Below are 15,995 nucleotides of genomic sequence, written 5' to 3' on the forward strand. Positions count from 1 at the left end.
ACGGGGCCGGCCGACGGTGCGCGTCGGCCGGCCCCGGGACCCGAGCGCACGCGAAAGGCATTGGACAGGGGGCGCTGGCCAGAACTTTCGACGCAAGGGGTGCTGAGCGACATGACAACCACCGACTACTCGACGTCCCTCCCCTACCGGGAGGTGACCGACCGCAACGGCCGTGTGTACCGGATCGGCGAGAGCGACCGGGACATCATGGGACGACCACGCTGGACCATGGTGCTCTTCCCCTGGACGGGCATGCTGGGCATCAGTTCCTCGGAGTACGCGTTCACATCGGCCGAGGACACACTGCACGATGCCCATCTGTGGAGCAGTGGGCACATCTTCTGGCTGATGGGCGTCTGGGTGTTCTTCCAGGCGGCCGTGGCCTTCCCGGCCGGGCAGCTGCGGGAGAGCGGCAGGCTGCCCGCGCGGTACGCGATGATGCTGGGCGCGCTGGGCACGGTCCTCGGCTATCTGTCCCTCGCGTACGCGCCGCACGTCGTCGTCGCCTACCTCGGCTTCGGCATGTGCAGCGGCATCGGCGCCGGCCTCGTCTACGCGACCTGCGTGAACATGGTCGGCAAGTGGTACCCGGAGCGCAAGGGCGGCAAGACGGGCATGGTCAACGGCGGTTTCGCCTACGGCTCGGTGCCCTTCGTGTTCCTCTTCACGTCGTACATGGACCTGAGCAACTACAAGGGCGTGCTGGTCGCGGTGGGCCTCGTCTGCTGCGGCGTCGTGGCGTTCGCCGGGTGGTTCTTCAAGGACCCGCCGAAGAACTGGTGGCCGGCCCGCGTCGACCCGCTCAGGCTCACCGACGACCCGAAGATCCGCCGGGCGCTTCAGAAGAACCCGCCGGCCGTGAAGCAGTACACCCCCAAGGAGGCGGCGCGTACCCCTGTCCTGTGGATGATGTGGTTCTGTCTGCTGTGCACGGCCGGGATCAACATCTTCGGTATCGCCTTCCAGGTGCCGTTCGGCAAGGACATGGGCTTCGCCGGGGGGATCGTGGCCACGGCCATGTCCCTGAAGGCGATCGTCAACGGCACCGGCCGCGGCATCATCGGCTGGATCTCCGACCGTTGCGGCCGCCGGCACACCCTGGTCATCGTCTGCCTCGTGCTCGGTACCGCGCAGTTCGGTGTGCTGGTCTCCGGCCAGCTGGGCAGCATGCCGTTCTTCCTGTTCTGCTCCATGGTCTCCGGCTTCGGCGGCGGCGCGATCTTCCCGCTGTTCGCCGCGATGACCGCGGACTACTTCGGTGAGAACAACAACGCCAGCAACTACGGCATGGTCTACAGCTCCAAGCTCATCTCGGGCCTCGTGGGCTCCGGAGTCGGCTCGATCGTGGTCGGCGTGTGGGACTACGAGGGCGCGTTCGTCCTGGCGGGCTGCATCGGACTCGCCTCCTCGGTACTGGCGATCTTCCTGAAGGCACCCGGCAGGCCGACGGCCGGTCGTCGCATCGTCCCCAACCCGCAACCGCTCGGCGAGGAGACGGGCTGACATGACGGCAGACCCCCTCGCGACCAGCAGCTCTTCGACCCACGCCGCACACCGTCCCCACCACGAGGTGACCGACTGCATCGCGCTGCCGCATGGGCAGCCCGGACGGAGCGGAGGGATCACGTCGGCCGCTCGGCCCCGGCGCACGGGCTGACGACGCACACGCGTGTGGAGGCCCACCCCGCTGCCTGCCGGGGGTGGGCCTCCACGCGCGCGTGCCCGCTCAGCGCATGCGGAGCCGCGTGCTCAGCACTTCTCGCGCAACGAGTGCAGGTGCGCGCTCGACTTCCGTGCGAACGCGAACGACTCGACCGGGTTGTCGTGCTCGGCCTGCCAGTGGTGGGCAACCCGCTCGCCGCGCAGCCGGGTGACGGCGCAGATGAAGCGCTGGTAGTCGATGTCCCCGTCACCGACGTCGGTCATCCGGTACCCGAACTCGTTCGAGGGGTCGCCGACGCCGTCCTTCACATGGAAGAGCGGATAGCGATGCGGCTGCCTCAGTACGTAGTCCAGCGGCTCGAAGGGCGCGGCCGTACCGTCGGCCCGCTTCGAGAAACGGAACTGGCCCGCATACGCCCAGAAGACGTCCATCTCCAGGAACACCAGGTCGGGGTCGGTCTCGGCGAGCAGCACGTCGTAGAGACGGACCTTGGGGTTGTCGGTCGCGAAGCCGAACTCGTCGGAGTGGTTGTGCTGGTAGAACTTCATGCCGCGGTCCCTCGCGGCCGCTCCGTACGTGTTGAACTCCTCGGCCGCGCGCTTCCACGCGCCGACGGTGGAGCCGTAGCGGAACGGGCCGGAGGCGGTGCCGATGTGCTTGAGGCCGAGGGCCTGGGCGTCGTCGAGGACCTTGGTGAGGTTCTGGGCGAAGGTGTAGGCGTTCGGGTCACTGGCGTAGTAGCCGACGTGGCTGCCGATCGGCGTCAGTCCGTGGTTGCGTGCCAGCCGCTTGAGCTGGGCAAGGGTGATGGGGCCCGCGGAGCCCTGGGTGTAGCCGGCGAACTCGACCTCGTCGTAACCGTACTTCTGCAACTCGGCGAAGACCGGGGCGAAGCCCAGCGTGGAGACCTTGTCGCGCAGGCTGTAGAGCTGGATGCCGAGGCGGCCGGGGGGCAGGACGGGACGGCCGCGGCCGGCGGCTGAGGCGTCGGTGCCGGTGGCGGGCGCCGCGCCGGCGGGCGAGGCGGCGGCCCCCAGCAGTGCGGCCGCGGTGGCTCCCGCGGCGACGCCGAGCATGCCTCGTCTGGTCAGCCGGTGGGCGAGTTCGGGGTCGATGTCGGAGATGCGTCTCATGTCTGGAACTCCTCGGGATCGGAGGGCGTTGTCAGTGGTGAGTGCCTCACTTGTGATCAGTCGCCAACCGGTCAGCGCAGACCGGCCAGTTGGAGCAGCGTGCTTTCACGTCGGTGGCCGCGACGCGGTCGCCGAGCGAACGGGGGTGGAGCAGATGAGGAGCGGACCGTCGTCGGCGGTAAGGGTCGCGGTGTACGTGCCGTTCTTCTTGTACTTGTGCGTGGGGCCGGCCGCCGTCGAGGTGCCGCCGTCACCGAAGTCCCCGGTTCGTTTGCCGCGAACTCCGTTTCCACCACGATGCCTTGGAGGCCTTCCTCGTCGTGGGAGTAGACGTCGAGCTTGCCCGCCGGCCCGGTGTTGCCTGCGGCGTCGGTGAGCCGGAGTTCGCCGTCGCTCGAGGTGTGCAGGACGGAGCGTTCGGGCAGCACGGCGAGCGACATGGGCTCGCCGGCGGGGAGCTCGGTCACCTCGGCCGCTCGGCCGGCTCAGTTGCCGAACGCCGCGTCGAAGGACGCTGACGGCGGCCTGAAGTCGTAGGCCCGGAGGCGGGCCAGGGCCTCGGGGGCGCCCTGGAGCCGGTCCATTCCGGCGTCCTCCCACTCCACGGAGACCGGGCCCTGATAGTCGATGGAGCGCAGCATGCGGAAGACGTCCTCCCAGGGGACGTCGCCGTGGCCGGCGGAGACGAAGTCCCAGCCGCGGCGCGGGTCGCCCCAGGGCAGGTGGGAGCCGAGGCGGCCGTTACGGCCGTCCAGACGCTTGCGGGCCTCCTTGCAGTCCACGTGGTAGATGCGGTCGCGGAAGTCCCACAGGAAGCCGACCGGGTCGAGGTCCTGCCACACGAAGTGGCTCGGGTCGAAGTTGAGGCCGAAGGCCGGTCGACGGTCGACCGCCTCCAGTGTGCGTACGGTCGTCCAGTAGTCGTATGCGATCTCGCTGGGGTGGACCTCGTGCGCGAATCGCACTCCCTGCGCGTCGAAGACGTCGAGGATGGGGTTCCAGCGCTCGGCGAAGTCCTCGTAGCCCCGCTCGATCATGGACTCGGGCGCCGGCGGGAACATGGCGACCAGATGCCAGATGGCGGAGCCGGTGAAGCCGATCACCGTGTCGACGCCGAAGGCGGCCGCGGCCCTGGCGGTGTCGGCGATCTCGGCGGCGGCTCGCCGCCGGACGCCCTCCGGTTCGCCGTCGCCCCAGATGCGGGCGGGCAGGATGGCCTGGTGGCGTTCGTCGATGATGGCGTCGCAGACCGCCTGCCCCACCAGGTGGTTGGAGATGGCCCAGCATTTCAGCCCGTACTTGCCGAGGAGTTGGTGGCGGGACTCCACGTAACCGGGCTCCGCGAGCGCCTTGTCGACCTCGAAGTGGTCGCCCCAGCAGGCGAGTTCAAGCCCGTCATAACCGAAATCGCGGGCGAGACGGCAGACCTCCTCCAGGGGCAGGTCGGCCCACTGGCCGGTGAAGAGTGTGAAGGTACGCGGCATGCTCCAGGCCCTCCTTCGTCCTCAGTCCGCTATCGGGGTGTAGACGGAGTTCTTCTCGGCGCTCTCCTCGACCGCGGCCAGGACGCGCTGAACCTGGAGTCCGTCGGCGAAGGAGGGTTCGGGGCGGCTGCCCTCGGCGACGGCGTGCACCAGGTCGCGGACCTGGTGGACGAAGGTGTGCTCGTAGCCGAGCCCGTGGCCCGGCGGCCACCAGGCGTTCAGGTAGGGGTGGTCGGGTTCGGTGACGAGGATGCGGCGGAAGCCGGCATGCGTGCCGGGTTCGGTGGCGTCGTGGAACCAGAGTTCGTTGAGGCGTTCCAGATCGAAGGCCAACGAGCCGCGTTCACCGTTGAGTTCGAGGCGCAGGGCGTTTTTTCGTCCGGTGGCGAACCGGGTCGCCTCGAAGGACGCGAGCGCGCCGGAGGTGAAGCGACCGGTGAACAGGGCGGCGTCGTCCACGGTGACCGTGCCGGTGCCGCCGGCGGACGCCACGCTCAGGCCGCCCGTCGGGCCACCCGGCAGCGGCCGCTCCCGTACGAAGGTCTCGGTGATCGCGGAGACTCCCGCGAGCCGCTCCCCCGCAAGGTGTTGTGCGAGATCCACGATGTGCGCGCCGAGGTCGCCGAGCGAGCCGGAGCCGGCCCTTTCCCTGCGCAGTCGCCAGGTCAACGGGAACTCACGGTCGACCAGCCAGTCCTGAAGATACGCCACACGCACATGCCGCAGCGTGCCCAGCCGGCCCTCGGCAACCATCCGCCGAGCCAGGGCGGTGGCCGGGACCCTGCGGTAGTTGAAGCCGACCATCGCCACCTGCCCCCGCGCGTGGGCGGCTTCGGCGGCGCGGGTCATGGCCTCTGCCTCCTCCACGGTGTTCGCGAGGGGCTTTTCACAGAGGACGTGTTTCCCCGCGGCCAGCGCCGCCACGGCGATCTCGGCGTGGGAGTCGCCGGGAGTGCAGATGTCGACCAGGTCGACGTCGTCCCGGGCGACCAGAGCACGCCAGTCGGTCTCGGTCGCCGCCCAGCCGTTCCGGTCAGCAGCCGCCCGCACGGCGGAGGGGTCGCGGCCGCAGATCACGGCGAGGACCGGACGGCGGGGAAGATCGAAGACCCGGCCCGCGGTGCGCCAGCCCTGGGAGTGGGCGGCGCCCATGAACGCGTAACCGACCATCCCCACCCGGAGCGGCTGCTTGCCCGCCTCCGGCCCTGCTGACTGCTGCGGCTGTTCCATACGGTTGTCCTCCTCGTCGTCGTGGCACGGTGGGGGGGGTGGGACGCCGCGGGCACGAGGGCCCGGGCCGTCCGGCGGACGCCCAGGGGGAGCTGGTGCCGCCGGACGGGGCTGATCCCGCCCGGGGACGGCCTCGGCTCGGACGGGGCTCGTTCGGGCACGCACGCTCGCCGGAGCCGGGCCTTGCTGCCCGATGGGCGGATACAACCCATCGGGCAGTGCACCGACCCGGAACCGGTGAACCGGTACAGCTGCGGGCCCGGTACGCGTCGATCGCCGCCTCCGCCACCGGCCCCGATCCCGGAGCCGACGACTGCGACAGCGCGCCGTGCCGAGCCGGGGCATGCGGGACGGAAGTCGGTGGCTCCCGCACCACGCCTGCGGTTCAGGCCACTCGGCAGAGCACCCGGCGCACAGGGCTTGGCGGCCGCTGCCCAGTCGCCCGTATCCCGCACTCCGTAGCCCGTAGCCCGTAGCCCGTAGCCGATAGCCCGTGGCCCACGGCCGACACCCGATGGCCGTGCGCCCGTCCCCCGGACAGAGCACGCCCTACTTGAAGCCGGTGGACATGTACTGGTCGACGTTGGTCTTGTCGACGACCGCCGAGTAGAGGGTGATCGAGGCGGGGATCTCGTACTCGGCGAGACCGCCGACGCCCTTGCCCTGGCCGAGCGCGCGGGCGAGATCGATGGCGGAGGCGGCCATGGTCGGCGGGTAGAGAACGGTTGCTTTCAGCACTCCGTTGTCCTGCTTGATCGCCTGGAAGGCGGCCAGGGCGCCCGCGCCGCCGACCATCAGGAAGTCGTCACGTCCGGCCTGCTCGATGGCGCGCAGCGCGCCCACACCCTGGTCGTCGTCGTGGTTCCACAGCGCGTCGAACTCGGGTTGTGCCTGCAGCAGTTGGGCCATCCTGGCCTGCCCCGACTCGACCGTGAACTCGGCGGCCTGCCGGGCGACCTTCTTGACGTGGGGGTAGTTCTTCAGGGCGTCGTCGAAGCCCTGGGTGCGCTGTCTGGTGAGCTCCAGGTTGTCCAGGCCGGCCAGCTCGATCACCCGGGCATCGGACTTGCCCTTGAGTTTCTCGCCGATGTACTGCCCGGCGCTGAGACCCATCCCGTAGTTGTCGCCGCCGACCCAGCACCGGTACGCCTGAGGCGTGTTGAAGATCCGGTCGAGGTTCACGACGGGGATGCCCGCGCGCATGGCCTTCAGGCCGACCTGGGTGAGGGCCTTGCCGTCCGCGGGCAGTACGACCAGGACGTCGACCTTCTTGTTGATGAGGGTCTCGATCTGGCCGATCTGCTGGGCGGTGTCGTTCGAGCCCTCGGTGATCTCCAGCGTCACGTCGGAGTACTTCTTCGCGCGGCTCTCCGCGTTGTCGTTGATGGCGTTGAGCCAGCCGTGGTCGGCCTGCGGTCCGGCGAAGCCGATGGTGACCTGCTTGCCGGGCTTGTCGTCGGCGGCCGGCTGGTCGTTCGCGGCCGGCTCCTCATCCTTGGAGTCGTTGCTGGTGCAACCCATGAGGAGGGTACCGGCCGAGACGGCGGCGGCCCCGAAGAGCATTCCTCTGCGACTGGTGAAGCGGTTCGTGAACGGTGTCGGCTCCGGCATGACGGTGAACCCTTTCCTCAGGTCGTGCTCGCGGTACGGCGCTGGACCAGCACGGCGGCGACGATGATCGCGCCCTTGGCGATCTGCTGGACGTCGCTCTGCAGGTTGTTCAGGGCGAAGATGTTGGTGATCGTGGTGAAGATCAGTACGCCGAGCACGGAGCCGGTGATGGTGCCGCGCCCCCCGGTGAGCAGGGTGCCGCCGATGATCGCGGCCGCGATGGCGTCGAGTTCGTAGAGGTTGCCGTTGGTGTTCTGTCCCGAGCCGGACAGGATGATCAGCAGGAAGGCGGCGATGCCGCAGCACAGGCCTGACAGCAGGTAGAGGTACAGCCGCTGGCGGCGTACGTCGATGCCGGCGAGCCGGGCGGCCTCCGCGTTGCCGCCGACGGCAACCGTCCGGCGACCGAACGTGGTGCGGTTGAGCACCAACCAGCCGATGACCGTCACGATCGCGAAGACGATCACGAGCGGCGGGACGCCCAGCACGTATGCGTCGCGCTCGCCCAGGTCGAGGACGCCGTCCACGGTCACGATCTGCGTCCGGCCGTCCGTGATCTGCAGCGCCAGTCCGCGGGCGGAGGCCAACATGGCGAGCGTCGCGATGAACGGCACCATCCCGCCGTACGCGACGAGCAGACCGTTGACCAGGCCGCAGCCCAGTCCGACGATCACCGCCGTGAAGAGGATGCCCGCGAAACCGTATTCCTGGGTGGCGACCGTGGTCGCCCACACCGAGGCCAGAGCGACGATCGCACCGACCGAGAGGTCGATGCCCCCGGAGGTGATGACGAAGGTCATGCCGACGGTGACGACACCGATCACGGACCCCTGGGTGAGGACGAGTTGCAGGTTGCGGGTGTCGAGGAACTCGTCCGGTTTGGTGATCCCGCCGATCACCATGAGCGCGGCGAGCACACCGAGCAGGGAGAGGGTACGGACGTCGGCGCGGGCCACTACGGTACGCCAGGCGGGGAGCGGGATCTGCGGCACCTTGTCGGTGCTGTCCCGCGGTGGGGAGACGGGCTGCGTCATGACGCCGGGCTTCCTTCCATGACGAGATCGAGTACGCGGTGTTCGTCCAGCTCACAGGCCGGCGCCGTGTGGACGACGCGGCCTTCGCGGAGCACCAGCACGCGGTCGGCGAGGCCGAGCACCTCGGGCACCTCACTGGAGACGAGCAGCACGGCGAGGCCTTCGTCAGCCAGTCGACGGACGACTGCATACAGTTCGGCGCGGGCGCCGACGTCAACGCCGCGCGTCGGCTCGTCGAGGAGCAGGACCCGGCAGCCACGCAGCAGCCAGCGGGCCAGGACCGCTTTCTGCTGGTTTCCGCCGGACAGTGTGCGCACGGGGACGGACGGATTGTCGGGGCGCAGCGACAGCTCACGCGTCGCGGCCCGTGCCGCGCCCCGTTCTGCCCGCCGGTCGATCCAACCACCGCGCGAGAAACGGGACATGGAGGAGACGGAGACATTGCGGGTGACGGACTCCAGCATGAGCAGGGCCTGCGCCTTGCGTTCCTCGGGGGCGAGCCCGAGCCCTGCCCGCACGGCCGCCCGCACGCTGCCGGGACGCAGGGGCCGCCCGTCGACGAGCACTTGACCGGCGCTCGGCTTCCGCGCCCCGTAGATCGTCTCCAGGATCTCCGAGCGCCCCGAGCCGACCAGTCCGGCGAGCCCGACGATCTCTCCGGGCCGTACGGTCAGATCGAGGGACGCGAACTCACCCTCTCTGGCGAGCCCTCGCACCTCGAGGGCCGGCGTCCCGCTCGCGGCCCCCGCACCGGCCCCGCCCCTGACGCTGTCCGTGGCTGCGGCCACGTCTCCCCGCCGCTCGGGGAAGACGTACTCGACGTTGCGGCCCGTCATCAACGCGACGACCTCGCAGGTCGGCGTCGTCTTCGCCGGGAGCCCGCCCGCCACCGCACGGCCGTCCTTCAGTACCGTCACGCGGTCACCGATGCGGCGGATCTCCTCCAGCCGGTGCGAGATGTAGACGACGGCCACGCCGTCGGCGGTCAGGTCGCCGACGATACGGAACAGGTTGTCGACCTCGTCGGGGTCGAGCGCGGCGGACGGTTCGTCCATCACGATGAGCCGCACGTCGTGCGAGAGCGCCCGCGCCATGGAGACGATCTGCCGCTGCGCCGCCGACAACTCCCCGACCAACCGGGCAGGCTCGATCTCGGGATGCCCAAGTCGCCTCAACAGAACACCCGTTGCCGCACGCGCCACGTTGCCTCGTACGACGAATCCGGCTGCCGTTGGTTCATGGCCCAAGTGGACGTTCTCGGCCACCGACAAGTGCTCCACCAGATCGAGTTCCTGGTAGATGGTGGCGATGCCGAGGCGCATGGCGGCGATCGGGGAGCGCAGGGTGACGGGATCGCCCTGCCAGCGGATGACGCCGTCGTCGGGCTGGTGGGCGCCGGCCAGAACCTTGATGAGGGTGGACTTCCCGGCACCGTTCTGGCCGAGCAGGCAGTGCACCTCACCGGCCTGGACGGCGAGGTCGACTCCGTCCAACGCCCGTACTCCGGGGAAGGACTTGGTGATGCCGGACATGCTGAGCAGGGATGGTTCTGTTGCCATGTGGGTTCCCCTCGGCGGACGTGCGGGCCGGAGTCAGGGCAGAACAAGTCGTGTTCTCGGGGCAGAGCAGGGCAGGTCGAGGCAGGGCGGAGCGGAGCAGGGCAGGGCGGAGCGACACGCTGTGCTGGTGAGACCGTGCCGGGTAGCGGCTCAGGCGGGTGAGAACAGGTGGTCGCTGATCAGCCGGGCCGCGCCGATCACACCGGCGGTGGGGCCCAACTCCCCCAGAACGATGGGAAGATTGCCGGTCGCCAGGGGCAGCGACTGGCGGTACACCTGGGTACGGATCGCGGCGAGCAGGGTGTGACCGAGGCCGGTCACCCCGCCGCCGATCACCACCAGGCCGGGGTTGAAGAACGAGACGAGTGCGGCGATGACCTGGCCGACCCGGTTGCCGCCCTCCCGGATCATCTCCAGGGAGACGGCGTCTCCCGCGGCCGCCGCGGCGGCGACATCGACGGCGGTGAGGCCGCCGTTCGCCGCCAGCCGTGCCGCGAGTTCCGCCGAGAGCCCCTGCTGGGCCGCCTCCGCCGCGTCACGGGCCAGGGCCGCGCCGCTGAAGTAGGCCTCGAGACAACCCCGGTTGCCACAGGCGCACGGACGGCCGTCGGGCACGGCCTGGATGTGCCCGATGTCGCCCGCGCTGCCGGTCGTACCGCGGTAGACATGGCCGCCGACGACGATGCCGCAGCCGATCCCGGTGCCGATCTTGACGCAGAGGAAGTCGGCGACCGTGCGGGCGACGCCCGCGTGCTGCTCCCCCATCGCCATGAGGTTCACGTCGTTGTCGACCATCACCGGGCAGCCCAGCTCCTGACTGAGCGCCTCCCGCACGGGAAAGCCGTCCCAGCCGGGCATGATCGGCGGCGCCACCGGCACGCCTTCGGGGAAACGAACCGGCCCGGGTACGCCGATGCCGGCGCCGTCGAAGCCCTCGGCGAATCCTGTCGCCCTCAACTTAGCGGCCATGGAGAGGACTTGCTCGAAGACCGCGACCGGCCCCTCACGTACGTCGAGTGGCTGGTTGAGGTGTCCGAGGGTCTCCAGTTCGGCGTTGGTGACGGCGACGTCGACCGAGGTCGCGCCGATGTCGACGCCGAGGAAGCGCAGCCCCGGGTTGAGCCGGACGTTGTGGGAGCGGCGGCCGCCGCGCGAGGCGGCGAGTCCGTCGGCCACGACCAGCCCCGTCTCCAGGAGCCGGTCCACCTCCACGGCCAGCTTGGATCGTGACAGGTCGATCCGATCACCCAGTTGGGCGCGGGAGTTGGGGCCGCCGTCCCGCAACAGCTTGAGCAGACGGGCCTGGTGGGCGTTCGCGGGTCGTGCCGTCATACGTCTCACGAGCCCCTCCCCGCCTCAGTTCGGCCACCGGTGTCGGGCTTTCGAAGGGAACGTAGCAGCGCCCGCCGAACCTGGGAAGAAGCTGTGCGCGGATTGCCGTCAACTTTCTCCACTCACAGGACAAAGAGCGGAACCGACGCACCCGAAAACGGTCGAGGCCCGGCGAGACACGTATCCCGAGAGGGCTCAGGACGTGGGGCGGTCGTGGTACGAGCGCCGGGTGTGCTCGGTGTGCTCACGCATCAGCCGGGTGGCCAACTGCTCGTCGTGGGCGGCGATCGCGGCGATCAGGTCGCGGTGCTCGATCCAGGACTGGTTGCCGCGCCGGCGGGCGATCGGCGTGTAGTACCAGCGCACCCGACGGTCCACCTGGGCCGCGAGCTCGGCGAGTACCGCGTTGCCCGCGAGCTCGATGACCTTCGCGTGGAAGCGGGCGTTCAGGGCGACCGCGGTGTCCACGTCGTCACCGGCCACGGCCAGCATGCCCTGGGCCAGGATCTCGTCCAGCGCCTCGATGCCGGCCTTGTCCGCGTGCGCTGCGGCGAGCCGTGCGGCCTCCGCCTCCAACAGCGTGCGCACGGTGAGGAGTTGGTCCGCCTCGTCCTCGGTCGGCTCGTGCACGAACGCGCCCTGGGCGGGCCTGAGATCCACCCAGCCCTCGGTGTTCAGCCGCTGGAGCGCCTCGCGCACCGGCTGCCGTGAGACACCGAGATGCGTGGCGAGTTCACTCTCCACGAGATGCTGGCCGGGCTGGAGGGCGCGGGTGGTGATGAGTTCGAGAAGTGCCTCGTAGACGCGGTCACGCAGCGGTCCGGGGCGTTCGAGTTTGGGCACCGCGCCCTGCGGCAGTCCTGTCGACAACATCGGTCGGTCCCCCTCCTGGGCAACACCGGGCAACTGCAACCGGAAAGCCACATATCGATTGGTACTCGGCTGTCCGCAGCCGATCGACTGTCCACAGCCGAGTATCGATTGTCTTTCGTCTACAGTCTACGGCGCACAGTAGCCACAGCCGGGCACAGTCGATCGCGTCACACTACGCCGCGCTCCACCCGCAGAAAATCCACCCGCGGCCGCCTCCCGCCCCTGCTCACGGGCAGCGCACGACCTGTCCCGCATACGACAGATTGCCGCCGAAGCCGAACAGCAGTACCGGGTCCCCCGTGGAGACGGCGCCCTGCTCGACGAGCTTGGAGAAGGCGAGCGGAATGCTGGCGGCGGAGGTGTTACCCGATTCGGTGACGTCACGCGCGACCACCGCGTTGACGGCGCCGATCTTCTGCGCGAGGGGTTCGATGATGCGCAGGTTCGCCTGGTGCAGGACCACGGCGGCGAGGTCCGCGGGGGTGAGGCCCGCCCGCTCGCAGGCCTGTCGCGCCAGCGGCGGCAACTGGGTGGTGGCCCAGCGGTAGACGCTCTGCCCCTCCTGCGCGAACCGTGCCGGCTGCCCCTCGATGCGCACCGCGTGCCCCATCTCGGGCAGTGAGCCCCACAGCACCGGCGAGATGCCGGGCTCCACACCGTCGGGACAGGCCTCGATCACGGCGGCGCCCGCTCCGTCGCCCACGAGCACACAGGTCGTGCGGTCGCTCCAGTCGGTCACCTCGGACATCTTGTCGGCCCCGATGACCAGGGCACGGGTCGCCGCGCCCGCGCGGACCGTGTGGTCGGCGGTGGCCAGCGCGTGGGTGAAACCGGCGCAGACGACGTTGATGTCCATCGCGGCCGGCTTCGGGACGCCGAGGCGGGCGGCGACCCGGGCAGCCATGTTCGGCGAGCGGTCGACGGCCGTGGAGGTCGCGACCAGCACCAGGTCGATGTCACTCGGCGCGAGGCCGGCCGCCGCGAGCGCCTTGGCGGCGGCGTGCGCGGCCAGCTCGTCCACGGGCTCGTCGGGACCGGCGATGTGGCGCGTGCGGATGCCCACCCGGCTCCTGATCCACTCGTCACTGGTGTCGACCAGGCCCGCCAGATCCTCGTTGGTGAGCACCTTGGCGGGCTGGTAGTGGCCGACGGCGGCGATGCGCGAGCCGTTCATTGGGGGGTCCCCTCGTTGCCTTGGGTAGCGGGATCCACCAGTCTGATCAGTGACTCACGGGTACGAGGGCGCGTGAAGCGACAGGAAACCGGTTCCGGGGTTGTCGGCTTCCCCATAGCCCTCGGACGCTGGAGCAACCGCCGAACGCTTGCCCGTCGAGCACCTGCCCCCGAGAAACACCGCCACCCGGTTACTTGGTGAACAGCTGCGTCGCCTTCTGTACCAGCTCGTACAGCCCGTAGGCGAGCGGTGCCCCCACCCACAGCCAGGCGAAGGCGATCAACGGCCGCCGGTCAGGCTGCGGACTCGGGCTGCTGTCGTTCGACATCAGCGGCCTCCCTCTGGGCGGGGACGTGGTGGTGGCGGGCGTGGACCGGCCGGACGAGTTCATTGGCGACGAAGCCGACGGCCAGCAGCCCGATCATGATGAACAGGGACAGGGTGTACAGGGACGAGCCGTGCTTCCCGGCATCCTCCTGCCGGTCGGCGATCCAGTTGACGATCAGCGGACCGAGCACGCCGGCGGTGGACCAGGCGGTGAGCAGCCGCCCGTGGATCGCGCCGACCTGGTAGGCCCCGAAGAGGTCCTTGAGATAGGCGGGGATCGTCGCGAAGCCGCCGCCGTAGAAGGAGAGGATCACCAGCGCGCACAGCACGAACAGGGGTTTCGACGAGTCGCCGATCAGCGCGATGAGGGCGTACATCAGGGCGCCGACGCCTAGGTACACCCGGTAGATGTTCTTGCGTCCGATCAGGTCGGAGGTCGACGACCAACCGATCCGGCCCGCCATGTTCGCCGCGGACAGCAGGGCGACGAAGCCTGCGGCCGCGGACACCGAGACCGGGGTGGAGGTGTCGGCGAAGAAGTCCGTGATCATCGGCGCGGCCTTCTCCAGAATGCCGATGCCGGCGGTCACGTTCATGCAGAGCACGACCCACAGGCACCAGAACTGCGGAGTGCGCACGGCCCTGCTCGCCGAGACCTGCACGCCCTCGACGGCGCTGGACGACGGCCCGCGACCGGCTGTGCCGCGTGGTACCCGCACCAGCAGGACACCCAGCGTCATGAATACCGCATACGAAAGACCGTGTACGAGAAACGCGAGGGCGATGCCGGAGCTGTCGGATCCGAACGACTCCAGCATCTGCGCCGACCAGGGCGAGGCGATGAGCGCGCCGCCGCCGAAGCCCATGATGGCGATGCCGGTGGCCATACCTGGCCGGTCCGGGAACCACTTGATCAATGTGGAGACGGGCGAGATGTAACCGATGCCGAGGCCGATTCCACCGACGAAGCCGTAGCCGAGAACGATCAGCCAGTACTGCTCGGCGGCCGCCCCCAGCGCGGAGATCAGGAAGCCGGACGAGAAGCAGACCAGGGCGACGGTCATCGCCCAACGCGGTCCGTTGCGCTCGACCAGCGTGCCGCCGAAGGCGGCGGAAAGGCCGAGCATCACGATGGCGAGCTGGAACGGGAGCGCGCTCTCGGTGCCGCTGAGACCGAGCGCGGATTCCAGCGGCGGCTTGAACACGGACCACGCGTACGCCTGGCCGATGGAGAGATGGACCGAGAGAGCGGCAGGGGGGACGAGCCAGCGGCTCCAGCCGGCCGGTGCGACAGGGGGACTCATGAATCCTGGACGGTAGGAACCGGCGAGGGCGTTGAGAAGGCGGCGCGTCGACCGTATGCGGTGAACGGTATCCAGGATGCGCCGAACGGTCGGACCGACCGGTTCCGTAACCGCTTCCGAGGCCGTTTCCCGGCCCTCGTCCTCTCCGGCGCCGCCCGTGGGCTTGCCCGGGGCCAGTCAGGAACCCTCTAGGACGCTGCGCGAACCCTTGCCGCCCCAACCTCCATACTGTAGACAATATTTCGTCGACAGGATTCGACAGTTCCTCGGTACCCTCGACCGAACGGAGCTCCCTCGCAATGAAAGTCGCAGTCCTCGGCGCCGGTGCGATCGGCGCCTACGTCGGTGCAGCGCTCCACCGCGCCGGCGCCGACGTGCATCTCGTCGCCCGTGGACCGCATCTCGCGGCCATGAGGCGGGACGGGGTGCGGGTGCTCAGTCCGCGCGGCGACTTCACCGCCCGCGCCCACGCCACCGACGACCCGGGCGAGATCGGCCCGGTCGACTTCGTCTTCCTGGGCCTCAAGGCCAACTCGTACGCGGCGTGCGGGCCGCTGATCGAGCCCCTGCTGCATGACTCCACCGCGGTGGTCGCCGCGCAGAACGGCATCCCCTGGTGGTACTTCCACCGCCACGACGGGCCTTACGACGGACTGCGTGTCGAGAGTGTGGACCCGGACGGCGCGGTCAGTGCGGTGCTCGCGCCCGAACGGGCCGTCGGCTGTGTGGTCTACGCGGCCACCGAGCTCGAAGGGCCGGGCGTCGTCAGGCACTTGGAAGGAACCCGGTTCTCCGTCGGCGAGCCCGACCGCAGTGTCTCGACCCGCTGTCTGGCCTTCAGCGAGGCGATGCAGGCCGGCGGGCTGAAATGCCCGGTGGAGCCGGCCCTGCGCAACGACATCTGGCTCAAGCTGCTGGGCAACATCTCCTTCAACCCGATCAGCGCGCTGGCCCGCGCCACCATGCGGCAGATGTGCCTGCACGGCGGTACCCGCCAGGTCATCGAGACGATGATGCGCGAGACGCTCGCGGTCGCCGAGGCCCTGGGCTGCGAGGTGGGCGTCTCCATCGAGCGTCGGCTCGCGGGCGCGGAGAAGGTCGGCGACCACCGCACCTCCACGCTCCAGGACCTGGAGCGCGGCAAGCCGCTCGAACTCGACGTACTCCTGTCGGCGGTCGTCGAGTTGGCGGAGATCACCGGCGTGGAAGTGCCCACCCTGCGCACCGTGCACGCCATCTCGGACCTGCTCGCGCTGAGGAGCGCCGCATGA

General features: G+C 69.7%; 13 protein-coding genes and 2 pseudogenes. 2 read left to right on the plus strand and 13 right to left on the minus strand.

The window, feature by feature from the left end; translation table 11 throughout:
• The first annotated feature begins 111 nt into the window (after positions 1-111).
• A complete protein-coding gene (locus ACFWBD_RS05140; RefSeq protein ID WP_385662807.1) occupies positions 112-1,503 on the plus strand; it encodes an OFA family MFS transporter in 1,392 nt (463 codons plus the stop codon).
• 246 nt (positions 1,504-1,749) lie between these two features.
• Here ACFWBD_RS05140 and ACFWBD_RS05145 read toward each other — a convergent pair whose 3' ends face one another.
• The 13 genes and pseudogenes from ACFWBD_RS05145 to ACFWBD_RS05205 all read right to left on the minus strand — a co-directional run bounded on the left by ACFWBD_RS05145 (position 1,750) and on the right by ACFWBD_RS05205 (position 14,724).
• The gene (locus ACFWBD_RS05145; RefSeq protein ID WP_385662809.1) at positions 1,750-2,796 is read right to left on the minus strand and encodes a sugar phosphate isomerase/epimerase family protein; all 1,047 of its coding nucleotides are present in this window, start codon (positions 2,794-2,796) and stop codon (positions 1,750-1,752) included.
• A gap of 105 nt (positions 2,797-2,901) precedes the next feature.
• Positions 2,902-3,015: pseudogene (locus ACFWBD_RS05150) on the minus strand (hypothetical protein); the annotation flags it as partial.
• Positions 3,006-3,257: pseudogene (locus ACFWBD_RS05155) on the minus strand (PQQ-dependent sugar dehydrogenase); the annotation flags it as partial. The pseudogenes ACFWBD_RS05155 and ACFWBD_RS05150, both read right to left, overlap by 10 nt.
• A gap of 24 nt (positions 3,258-3,281) precedes the next feature.
• Positions 3,282-4,280 carry a sugar phosphate isomerase/epimerase family protein gene (locus ACFWBD_RS05160; protein ID WP_385662811.1) on the minus strand — a complete coding sequence of 333 codons (999 nt, stop codon included), beginning with the start codon at positions 4,278-4,280 and terminating at the stop codon, positions 3,282-3,284.
• 21 nt (positions 4,281-4,301) lie between these two features.
• Entirely contained in the window at positions 4,302-5,510 is a 1,209-nt protein-coding gene (locus tag ACFWBD_RS05165; protein WP_385662813.1) for a Gfo/Idh/MocA family protein, read from the minus strand.
• A 549-nt stretch (positions 5,511-6,059) separates the two neighbouring features.
• Positions 6,060-7,121: a substrate-binding domain-containing protein gene (locus ACFWBD_RS05170; RefSeq protein ID WP_385662815.1), complete on the minus strand. Its 1,062-nt coding sequence runs from the start codon at positions 7,119-7,121 to the stop codon at positions 6,060-6,062.
• Positions 7,122-7,138: 17 nt separating this feature from the next.
• The gene (locus ACFWBD_RS05175) at positions 7,139-8,155 is read right to left on the minus strand and encodes an ABC transporter permease (RefSeq protein WP_385662817.1); all 1,017 of its coding nucleotides are present in this window, start codon (positions 8,153-8,155) and stop codon (positions 7,139-7,141) included.
• Positions 8,152-9,714 (minus strand): sugar ABC transporter ATP-binding protein, encoded by a 1,563-nt coding sequence (locus tag ACFWBD_RS05180; protein ID WP_385662819.1) that lies wholly within the window; start codon positions 9,712-9,714, stop codon positions 8,152-8,154. Before ACFWBD_RS05180 ends, ACFWBD_RS05175 begins: the two co-directional genes overlap by 4 nt.
• Positions 9,715-9,864: 150 nt before the next feature.
• The gene (locus tag ACFWBD_RS05185; RefSeq protein WP_385662821.1) at positions 9,865-11,046 is read right to left on the minus strand and encodes an ROK family protein; all 1,182 of its coding nucleotides are present in this window, start codon (positions 11,044-11,046) and stop codon (positions 9,865-9,867) included.
• 195 nt (positions 11,047-11,241) lie between these two features.
• Positions 11,242-11,919: a GntR family transcriptional regulator gene (locus ACFWBD_RS05190; RefSeq protein ID WP_385662824.1), complete on the minus strand. Its 678-nt coding sequence runs from the start codon at positions 11,917-11,919 to the stop codon at positions 11,242-11,244.
• 226 nt (positions 11,920-12,145) lie between these two features.
• Positions 12,146-13,093 carry a beta-ketoacyl-ACP synthase III gene (locus tag ACFWBD_RS05195; RefSeq protein WP_385662827.1) on the minus strand — a complete coding sequence of 316 codons (948 nt, stop codon included), beginning with the start codon at positions 13,091-13,093 and terminating at the stop codon, positions 12,146-12,148.
• Positions 13,094-13,283: 190 nt separating this feature from the next.
• Entirely contained in the window at positions 13,284-13,421 is a 138-nt protein-coding gene (locus ACFWBD_RS05200; protein WP_020125643.1) for a hypothetical protein, read from the minus strand.
• On the minus strand, positions 13,387-14,724 hold the full coding sequence (locus ACFWBD_RS05205; RefSeq protein WP_385662831.1) for an OFA family MFS transporter: 1,338 nt from the start codon (positions 14,722-14,724) through the stop codon (positions 13,387-13,389). The genes ACFWBD_RS05200 and ACFWBD_RS05205 overlap by 35 nt, the downstream gene beginning before the upstream one ends.
• A 299-nt stretch (positions 14,725-15,023) precedes the next feature.
• Between ACFWBD_RS05205 and ACFWBD_RS05210 the strand changes: the two genes are divergently transcribed.
• The gene (locus tag ACFWBD_RS05210) at positions 15,024-15,995 is read left to right on the plus strand and encodes a 2-dehydropantoate 2-reductase (RefSeq protein ID WP_385662834.1); all 972 of its coding nucleotides are present in this window, start codon (positions 15,024-15,026) and stop codon (positions 15,993-15,995) included.

This window comes from Streptomyces sp. NPDC060002 (genome assembly GCF_042737245.1).
In the GTDB taxonomy this organism is placed as follows: domain Bacteria; phylum Actinomycetota; class Actinomycetes; order Streptomycetales; family Streptomycetaceae; genus Streptomyces.